Source organism: Microbacterium sp. 05N427, assembly GCF_056397105.1.
This window is the reverse complement of sequence record NZ_JBFTMT010000016.1, coordinates 62,506-70,058: the sequence shown is the minus strand read 5'-3', so window position 1 is coordinate 70,058 and position 7,553 is coordinate 62,506. Positions and strand designations below refer to the sequence as shown.

10 protein-coding genes are annotated in these 7,553 nt (G+C 71.3%); 3 read left to right on the top strand and 7 right to left on the bottom strand.

Going from position 1 to position 7,553, the window contains the following annotated elements; genetic code table 11:
* The 3 genes from AC1DG4_RS15555 to nusA form a co-directional block, all read right to left on the bottom strand.
* The coding region (locus tag AC1DG4_RS15555) for a translation initiation factor IF-2 N-terminal domain-containing protein (protein WP_477421327.1) at positions 1 to 723 on the bottom strand (723 nt) is incomplete at its 3' end.
* A gap of 59 nt (positions 724 to 782) precedes the next feature.
* Positions 783 to 1,073, bottom strand: coding sequence for a YlxR family protein (locus AC1DG4_RS15550; protein WP_309338094.1), 291 nt, complete (start codon positions 1,071 to 1,073; stop codon positions 783 to 785).
* 35 nt (positions 1,074 to 1,108) lie between these two features.
* Positions 1,109 to 2,098: a transcription termination factor NusA gene (gene nusA, locus AC1DG4_RS15545; protein WP_477380849.1), complete on the bottom strand. Its 990-nt coding sequence runs from the start codon at positions 2,096 to 2,098 to the stop codon at positions 1,109 to 1,111.
* Between the two features lie 144 nt (positions 2,099 to 2,242).
* Here nusA and AC1DG4_RS15540 point away from each other — a divergent pair, with 144 nt between their 5' ends.
* From AC1DG4_RS15540 to AC1DG4_RS15530, 3 genes are read left to right on the top strand one after another with little or no spacing between them, the layout of a single operon-like run.
* Positions 2,243 to 3,601, top strand: coding sequence for a flavin monoamine oxidase family protein (locus AC1DG4_RS15540; protein ID WP_477380851.1), 1,359 nt, complete (start codon positions 2,243 to 2,245; stop codon positions 3,599 to 3,601).
* Complete coding sequence (locus tag AC1DG4_RS15535) at positions 3,598 to 3,732, top strand: hypothetical protein (protein ID WP_477380853.1); 135 nt, start codon at positions 3,598 to 3,600, stop codon at positions 3,730 to 3,732. Before AC1DG4_RS15540 ends, AC1DG4_RS15535 begins: the two co-directional genes overlap by 4 nt.
* A complete protein-coding gene (locus tag AC1DG4_RS15530; protein ID WP_477380855.1) occupies positions 3,720 to 3,980 on the top strand; it encodes a response regulator transcription factor in 261 nt (86 codons plus the stop codon). The genes AC1DG4_RS15535 and AC1DG4_RS15530 overlap by 13 nt, the downstream gene beginning before the upstream one ends.
* 81 nt (positions 3,981 to 4,061) lie before the next feature.
* Here the strand turns inward: AC1DG4_RS15530 and AC1DG4_RS15525 are convergent, their stop codons facing one another.
* The 4 genes from AC1DG4_RS15525 to AC1DG4_RS15510 all read right to left on the bottom strand — a co-directional run bounded on the left by AC1DG4_RS15525 (position 4,062) and on the right by AC1DG4_RS15510 (position 7,418).
* Complete coding sequence (locus AC1DG4_RS15525; protein ID WP_477421326.1) at positions 4,062 to 5,102, bottom strand: LOG family protein; 1,041 nt, start codon at positions 5,100 to 5,102, stop codon at positions 4,062 to 4,064.
* Positions 5,103 to 5,171: 69 nt separating this feature from the next.
* Complete coding sequence (locus AC1DG4_RS15520) at positions 5,172 to 5,612, bottom strand: cupin domain-containing protein (protein WP_477380859.1); 441 nt, start codon at positions 5,610 to 5,612, stop codon at positions 5,172 to 5,174.
* Complete coding sequence (locus tag AC1DG4_RS15515; protein WP_477380861.1) at positions 5,609 to 6,223, bottom strand: pyridoxamine 5'-phosphate oxidase family protein; 615 nt, start codon at positions 6,221 to 6,223, stop codon at positions 5,609 to 5,611. Before AC1DG4_RS15515 ends, AC1DG4_RS15520 begins: the two co-directional genes overlap by 4 nt.
* A 34-nt stretch (positions 6,224 to 6,257) precedes the next feature.
* Positions 6,258 to 7,418 carry a DmpA family aminopeptidase gene (locus tag AC1DG4_RS15510; protein ID WP_477380863.1) on the bottom strand — a complete coding sequence of 387 codons (1,161 nt, stop codon included), beginning with the start codon at positions 7,416 to 7,418 and terminating at the stop codon, positions 6,258 to 6,260.
* Between the last annotated feature and the right edge of the window lie 135 nt (positions 7,419 to 7,553).

Below are 7,553 nucleotides of genomic sequence, written 5' to 3'. Positions count from 1 at the left end.
CGCGCCGGCACCGGCGCCGCCGGGACGACCGGGACCGCCGGTGCGCTGCTGGAACGGAGCACCGGGACGACCGCCGCCACCGGGACGACCGGGACCGCCGGCGCGCCCGCCCGGACCCGGACGGGGTGCGCCGATGCGCGGGGATCCGGGGCGCGGAGCCTGCGGACGCGGGATGTTGCCCGGCGTCGGACGCTGGCCCATTCCCTGCTGCGAGGCGAACGGGTTGTTACCCGGACGCGGACCCGCAGGCCGCGAGCCCATGCCTTGCTGCGAAGAGAACGGGTTGTTGCCCGGACGCGGCGCGCCGGGGCGCGGAGCACCGGAGCCGCCAGGCTTGGGTGCGGAGGACTTCTCCTCGGCGGGCGCGGCGGGCGCGGCCGGAGCAGCGGGCTCCTCCGCAACCGGCGCCGGCGCAGCCTCAGCAGGCTTGGCCGGTCCCGGCTTGGGGCCGGGGGTCGGCGCCTTGGGGCCGGGCTTGGGCGCGCCGGAGGACGCCGCGGCGGGCTTGGCGCCGCCGGGCTTCGCGGCCGGGGCGCCCGTGGGCGCGGCACCGGTCGGCTTGCCGGCCTCGATGGCAGCGCGCAGCTTGCGCGCGACCGGAGGCTCGATCGTAGATGAGGGGGACTTCACGAACTCGCCGAGCTCCTTGAGCTTCGCGAGTGCAAACTTGCTATCGACGCCGAGTTCAGCGGCGATCTCGTGCACGCGTGGTTTACCAGCCACAATTCTCCTGTCAGGGTCGGTCCGCCCTGGCAGGGCAGACCACTAGTCGCGGACGGGTCTCATTTCGAGCCGTTCACTTTGTTTCCATAGCCGTTCAGCCGTTTCTCGAGGGTCTGCGTATTCTCTGCTTCCGGGAATTCCATTGCAGTGGACACACGGAGCGCACGGGTGAAGGCGCGTCTCCGCAGAGCGGTGTCCACGCACTCCCGTGCCGGATGCACCCACGCACCCCGCCCCGGCAGCACGGCCTGCTCGTCGAAGACGAGCTCACCATTCCGGATAGCCACCCTGAGCAGGGCGGTGCGAGATGCACGAGCGCGGCAACCGACACACGTTCGTACGGACTCCATCTTACACCTCAGGCGCAGCAGGCGAACGCGGCCGCTCAGGCGCCGTCGAGGATCGAGTCCGGCTGGATGTCGATCTTGGCGCCGGTGAGCTTCGCGGCGAGGCGGGCGTTCTGGCCCTCCTTGCCGATCGCGAGCGACAGCTGGTAGTCGGGAACCAGGGCGCGGACGGCCTTGGTGCCGGAGTCGAGCACGAACGCGCTGGTCACCTTCGCGGGCGACAGCGCATGCGCGACGAACGTCGCCAGGTCCTGGTGGTAGTCGACGATGTCGATCTTCTCTCCCGCCAGCTCCTCCGTGACCGCGCGGACGCGTCGGCCCATCTCGCCGATGCATGCGCCCTTGGCGTTGATGGCCGGGTCGTTCGCCTTCACGGCGATCTTGCTGCGGTGTCCGGCCTCGCGGGCCAGTGCGACGATCTCGACCAGGCCCGCAGCGATCTCCGGCACCTCGAGCGCGAACAGCTTGCGCACGAGTCCGGGGTGCGTGCGGGACACGGTGATCGCCGGGCCCTTCATCCCCTTGGCGACCGAGGTCACGTACACGCGGATACGGGTCCCGTGCGCGTACTCCTCGCCAGGGACCTGCTCCTCGGGCGGGAGGATGGCCTCGACGGATCCGAGATCGACGTGGATCATGCGCGGGTTCGGCCCCTGCTGGATCACGCCGGCGACGATGTCGCCTTCCTTGCCGCGGAACTCGCCGAGCACGGCATCGTCTGCGATGTCGCGCAGACGCTGACCGATGACCTGCTTGGCGGCGAACGCGGCGATGCGGCCGAAGTCGTCGGGCGTCGAGTCCTCCTCGCCGATGATCGCGCCCTCGTCGTCGCGCACGGGGACCATCACGGTCACGTGCCCGGTCTTGCGGTCGAGGTCGACGCGGGTGCCTTCGGTCAGCACGCCCTCTTGGGAGTCGTGCTTGGCGTAGGCGGTCAGGACGGCCTGCTCGATGATCGCGATCAGCTCGTCGAAGGGAATCTCCTTCTCCCGCTCGATCGTGCGCAGCAACCCAAGATCGATATCCATGACGGCCTCCCTGTTCAGCTCTCGTCGGCGCGCACCCGCACGCACGACATCCGTACAACGATACCCTGGCCGGACCCGCCTCGGCGAAGCCCCCGGTCGCCAGGCCGGCGACCGGCGACGACGAGGACGCCCCGAGGAGGACATGTGCCCGAGTTCGACACGATCGTGATCGGTGCCGGCATGTCCGGAGCGACCACGGCACGACTGCTCACCGATGCCGGACAGCGCGTGGTCGTGCTGGAGGCCCGGAACCGGATCGGCGGGCGCATGCACACGGATCGCACCGCCGGCTTCTCCGTGGACCTGGGCGCCTCCTGGATCCACGGGATCGAGGACTCCCGCGTGTGGGAGCTCGCGCAGACGCTGGAGGTGCCGACGATCGAGTTCACCGTGGGCAGCTTCCAGGCGGGTGGGCGCCCCATCGCCGATTTCGACGGCGCAGGGAGCCGCATGTCCGCGGCGGAGAGCGCGCAGTGGGTCACCGATGTCGATGCGGCCGACCGGGCCGCGGAGGAGGCGATCTCCGGGTCAGCGGCGGGCGACACCTACCTGGACGTGACGGAGCGCGCCCTGGACGCGCTCGAGCGCCGCGCGGACGCCCTGGATCCCGAGCGCATCGACGAGATCCGCGAGTTCTTCCGGCATCGTGTCGAGGAGCAGTGCGGCGCGTGGATCGGCGACCTCGACGCCCACGGGCTCGACGAGGACACGATCGACGGAGACGAGGTGGTTTTCCCCCGGGGGTACGACGAGCTCCCGCAGCGCATCGCGGCAGGGCTGGACGTACGGCTCGAGCACGTGGTGCGGCGGATCGCGCGCATCTCCGACGGCGTCCGCGTCGAGACCGACCGCGGCGCCTTCACCGCGGCGCAGGCGGTCGTCACTGTACCGCTGGGCGTGCTGAAGGCGGGCACGATCGCCTTCGAACCGCCCCTGCCCGCCGAGGTCGCGGATCCGATCGCCCGGCTCGGCATGGGCGTGTTCAACAAGGTGTTCCTGCAGTTCCCCGAACGCTTCTGGGAAGACGGCGCCTACGCGATCCGCGCTCTCGGCGAACCAGGCGAGCACTGGCACTCCTGGTACGACGTGTCCGCGATCAGCGGCCGGCCCACGCTGCTGACATTCGCCGCCGGCCCCTTCGGGCGCCACGTGCAGAGGCTCACCGATGACGCGGCTGTGGCGGACGCGCTGGTGGCTCTGAGGGGGCTCTTCGGCACGGCCGTCCCGGATCCGATCGCCCGCTGGATCACCCGCTGGGGTGAGGATCCGTTCTCGCACGGCTCCTACTCGTACGTCGCGACCGGATCCTCGCACCATGACCACGACGCGCTTGCAGGCCCTGTGGACGGCGTGCTGCACTTCGCCGGCGAGGCCACCTGGGGCGACGAGCCCGCGACGGTCGGCGGTGCGTATGCGTCCGGCGTACGCGCCGCGGAACGGATCCTGGGGCGCGCCGTCGACCTCGCCGCGCTCGCGGAGGGGATCCGACGCTCCGAGGCGTGAGCAGCGCGGTATCGCTCGCGGCGCTTTGGTCCTACAGTGCTGTCATGGAGGCCGCGCTGGGGGCTCCGATGACCCGGGAACCGTGGACGACCGGCACGATCGTCGAGGCGGTGCAGACGTGCGCGCCGTGATCGCGCCGCTCGGCGCCGAGCCGTCCGGGCACGCGCTGGACGCGCTCACTCCGCGCGAGCTCGAGGTGCTCGCGCTCATGTCCGAGGGCTGGTCGAACGCGGCGATCGGCGGGCGTCTGTTCCTCTCCGAGCGCACCGTCGAGACGCACATCGGCGGCATCTTCGCGAAGCTCGGCCTCGAGGACTCCCCCGACGGCAATCGTCGCGTCCGCGCCATCCTCGCGTACCTGCGGGCGCGCGCCCGCTGAACTCTCTCTACTTTCGCGTCGTCCCCGTCAGCGGACGCCATGGGGTGCGCTGACGGGGACGACGCGGAAGTGGAAGAGGGCTCAGGCGGCGGGGGCGGATCCGAACCRGTTGACCGCTCCGATGAGGCGGAAGAGGCTGCCGACCGAGCGCTGGTCGAGGTGCAGCGCCAATCGCGGCAGCTCGACGCGGTCCTTGTCGGCTAGTTCCGCCGGCTGAGGACCGCAGGCCTCGATGCGGCCGGAGGACAGCATCGATCCGAACTGCTCGTTCAGCTGCGCGATCTCGTCGACGGTGGGCTCCGCGCGCAGGCGGAGGACGAGCAGGTCGCCCACCCACCGCAGCGAGTCGTAGTTGCGCCAGAATCCGGTGACGACCGCGGCCGCCTCGGTCACCGAGTCGGTGATCCGCACCCGGTCGAAGTCGCCCGGTGAGATCACTCCGGTCGGGGCGAGGTCCTCCTGGATGAAGCGCTCCAGGCCTCGCCAGAACGTTCCTCCCGGCTCGTCCAGCAGCACGATCGGCATAGGTTCGGCCTTGCCGGTCTGCTGCAGCGTGAGCAGCTCGAACATCTCGTCCAGCGTGCCGAACCCTCCGGGCAGGCAGATGAACCCGCGCGACTCCTTCATGAGCATGAGCTTGCGCGTGAAGAAGTACTTCATCGCGACGACGTGCTCCTGCTCGGCAACGATCGTGTTGGCCTTCTCCTCGAACGGGAGCCGGATCGAGACGCCGAGCGAGCGCTGGGGCCCCGCCCCCTCGGCGGCGGCCTGCATGATCCCGGGGCCGGCGCCGGTGACCACCATCCAGCCCTCTGCGGCGAGCGCTCTCGCCACGTCTCGCGCCTGCCGGTACAGCGGGTCATCCTGGGCGGTGCGGGCGGATCCGAAGACCGTGACCTTCGGCACGGCGTGGAACGGCGCGAACAACCGGAACGCGCTGCGCATCTCGGAGAGGGCGGCCGAGGCGATCTTCAGATCCAGCCGGTCGGTGCCATCCTCACCGAGCAGCACCGCTGTCTGCAGCATCCTCAGCACGAGGCGGCGATCGGCGCGCACGCCGGCGTCATCGAGCACGGCGTTGATCTCGGCCCGGAGGGCCGGTGGCAGGATCTCGTCGGTCATGCCTCCAGCGTGTCACGCCCCTGAGCGCTGCGGGGGCCGCCGCGCGGAGCGCCGGCGCCCGTGGTGCGTTCAGCCGGCGGCGGGCCAGGGCATGGGCCGCTCGGGCAGGCGCGCGCTGTCGTCGGGGAGGTGCGGCAGCGACTCTCCCCCGGCGCGGATGCAGAGCCAGCGCAGCTCGCCCGGACTGTCCGGACGGGCGCGCCACGTGCGAGGCACGCCCTGGCCGACGCGGACGACCGAGCCGGGCCCGACCTCCACGACGTCGTCGCCGACGCCCATCTGGCCGCGCCCGGCGAGAAAGACGTAGAGCTCCTCGATCCGCGCATGCGTATGCCAGTAGCCCGCCTCCTCGCCCGGGACCAGGGCGTTGGCGGTCATGCCGATGTACTGCATCGTCAGCTCGTGGTCGACGACGCGCCGGCCGTCGCGCGATCGCGTCTCGTCGAACCCGCCGTGGAAGGCCCGCCACTCGTCGGGGCTCCCGATGCTCGTGATCTCGTAGTCGCTCATCCGCTCTCCTCCTCCGTGCCGGCGCGCGTCGCGTCGCCGCCGCCCTTTGCGTCGCCGCCGCTCCAGGACCGGAACCAGCGATCCCCCTCCCGGGTATACACGATGCGGGTGTGCCTGCGGTCCGTCGCGCCCTGCCAGAACTCGATCCAGCTCGGCACGATCCGCCAGAGCACCCAGTCGCCGTCGGCGACGCCGGCGCGCGCAGTCGCCGAACGCGCCGCGAGGTCGGCGGCGCTCTCGTCGGCGGGGGCCTCGACCACCACCCCGCGCACCCGCACCGCGCGCAGCACCGGCTGCCACCAGAAGTTCAGCGCGGCCGCGGGATTCGCCGCGAGCTGCCGGCCCTTGGCGGACGAGCGCGTGCCCGCGAACGCCCAGCCGCGCTCGTCGACGTCCTTGAGGATGAGCGTGCGCGCGTCCGGGATGCCGTCGGCGTCGACCGTCGCCAGGGTCGCCGCATGCGGCTCTGCGACGCCCGCCTCCGCCGCCGCCGTGATCCAGTTCAGGAACAGCGCAAGCGGATCGTCCGGCACGGAATCGGGATGCAGCGCGGGAGGGGATCCCGTGAGCGAGGGGCGTTCGCGCAGCCAGACAGCGGGCGTGGTGTCCATGTCCCCATCCTGCAGGACCTCGCCCGCCGGGGGGTCAGCGCCCCGCGATCCGAGCCGCGGCCGCACGGATCTCGTCGTGCGGGAGCGCGAAGCTCTCATGGCCGTCGCGGCCGATCATGTCCTCCGCTGCGACGAGGGCGTTCCACACCGCCTCGTCGACCGCCTGCACCGCCGCCGTGAGGAACGGATCCATCCGCCCCCACGGCACGAAGCGCAGTTGCTCGTACTCGGCTCGCTCGTCGGACGGGAACACCGAGCTCAGCGCCCCGGAGTTCGCCGTCGACAGCGCCAGCACGATGTCGCCGGAGAAGTGGCTGCCCGCGGTTCCGCTGCGCCCGAGGCCCAACGCACCGCGGCGGGCGAGCGCAGCGCACTGCCCCGGCAGCAGCGGCGCGTTCGTCGCGATGACGACGATCGCGGATCCGGCACCGCTCACCGCGCGCCCCGCGGCCCGATCCTGAGCGAACCAGTCGCTGTCGTCCATCGGGTTCGGCGCCGCGGTCTGCTGCCCGAGCGGGATGCCGCCCAGGCGCAGCTGCGCCCTCGAGCCGAAATTCGCCTGGATGAGCGCGGCGACCACGTACTCGTCCTCGCCGTGGCGCACGACCCGGGAGGCCGTGCCCGTGCCGCCCTTGAAGCCGTAGCAGTTCATGCCGGTGCCTCCGCCGACGTTCCCCTCCGCGACCGGCCCCGCCGTCGCCGCATCCAGCGCCTGGATCGCATGCTCCGGTCGCACGTGGCCGCCGTTGATCTCGTTGAGGTAGCCGTCCCACGTCTCCCCGACGACCGGCAGCAGCCACTGCGCCGCCAGGTCAGGACGATTCGCGGCGAGCCAGGCGTCCACGCCGGCGTGCACCGGCCCCACGGCATGCGAGTTCGTGATCGCGATCGGCAGGGCGACGGATCCGGACTCGTCGATCCAACTGCGGCCGGTCAGCTCGCCGTTGCCGTTGAAGGAGTGCACGGCTGCGGCGCACGCATCGCCCACGCCGTCCCGCCCGCGCGGAAGGATCGCCGTCACCCCGGAGCGCACCGCATGCGCGCCCTCCCCCGCGATCAGCGTCGTGAATCCGACCTCGAGGCCTGGAACGTCCGTGATCGCGTCCCGCACGCCGGGCTCGCCGTCGAAGACGACGCCGAGATCGCGGGCGCGCGGGCGTCCCTCCTGCTGCGGTGAGGTGGGATGCAACGTCATCACGTCTCCGATCTGCTTTGAACGAGTGTTCAGAAGTTTACGACAGATCACTCCTGATTGCTTGACATGATCGACTTAACGCTCTTGAATCACTGTTCAAGCGCCGTTGCTGTCCCGATGCACGGCGGATCGAAC